This window comes from Shimia sp. (genome assembly GCF_049116215.1).
Taxonomy (GTDB): Bacteria; Pseudomonadota; Alphaproteobacteria; order Rhodobacterales; family Rhodobacteraceae; genus Shimia.
Genome location: NZ_JAGDZB010000009.1, coordinates 1 through 1,221 on the forward strand (window position 1 = coordinate 1; position 1,221 = coordinate 1,221).

General features: G+C 57.2%; 1 protein-coding gene. It reads right to left on the reverse strand.

From position 1 onward, the window contains the following. Positions 1-45 precede the first annotated feature (45 nt). Positions 46-1,221: an elongation factor Tu gene (gene tuf / locus JXR15_RS20780; protein WP_299428827.1), complete on the reverse strand. Its 1,176-nt coding sequence runs from the start codon at positions 1,219-1,221 to the stop codon at positions 46-48.

Here is a 1,221-nt window from a genome sequence, read left to right on the forward strand (position 1 = left end):
GGGCGGCCTTTCCGTAGTCTGTCGTCCGAATTACGCTAAGCGCAATTACTCAACGATTTTGGACACAACACCGGAACCAACGGTGCGGCCACCTTCGCGGATCGCGAAGCGCAGGCCCTGCTCCATCGCGATTGGCGCGATCAGCTCAACGTTGAATTTCAGGTTGTCACCAGGCATCACCATTTCGGTGCCCGCTGGCAGCTCAACAGTGCCGGTCACGTCAGTGGTCCGGAAGTAGAACTGTGGACGGTAGTTCGCGAAGAATGGCGTGTGACGGCCACCTTCATCCTTGGTCAGGATGTAGGCTTCGGCTTCGAACTTGGTGTGTGGGTTCACGGAACCTGGGGCACAGAGAACTTGACCACGCTCAACCGCTTCACGGTCAACACCACGCAGCAGCGCGCCGATGTTGTCGCCCGCTTCACCGGAATCCAGCAGCTTGCGGAACATCTCAACACCGGTACAGGTGGTGGTCTGAGTGTCTTTGATGCCAACGATTTCAATGGTGTCGCCAACATTGATCACGCCACGCTCAACACGGCCGGTCACAACAGTACCGCGGCCAGAGATCGAGAACACGTCTTCGATTGGCATCAGGAACGGCTGGTCTGTGGCACGTGGTGGCTGTGGGATGTACTCGTCAACAGCGGCCATCAGCTCAGCAATTTTCTCTTTGCCGATGTTGTCGTCGCGGTCTTCCAGAGCCGCCAGAGCGGAACCGGCGATCACAGGAATGTCGTCACCTGGGAAGTCGTACTCAGACAGCAGCTCGCGGATTTCCATCTCAACGAGTTCCAGCAGCTCTTCGTCGTCAACCTGGTCCACTTTGTTCATGAAAACAACCATGGCAGGGATGCCAACCTGGCGGCCCAGCAGGATGTGCTCACGGGTCTGTGGCATAGGGCCGTCAGCCGCGTTCACAACCAGGATCGCGCCGTCCATCTGCGCCGCACCGGTGATCATGTTTTTCACGTAGTCAGCGTGACCTGGGCAGTCAACGTGCGCGTAGTGACGGGCGTCGGTTTCATATTCCACGTGCGCGGTGGAGATGGTGATGCCACGGGCTTTTTCTTCAGGCGCGCCGTCGATTTCGTCATACGCTTTGAAGTCACCAAATTGCTTGGTGATCGCTGCGGTCAGCGTGGTTTTACCGTGGTCAACGTGACCAATGGTGCCGATGTTGCAGTGCGGTTTACTGCGCTCAAACTTTTCCTTAGCCAT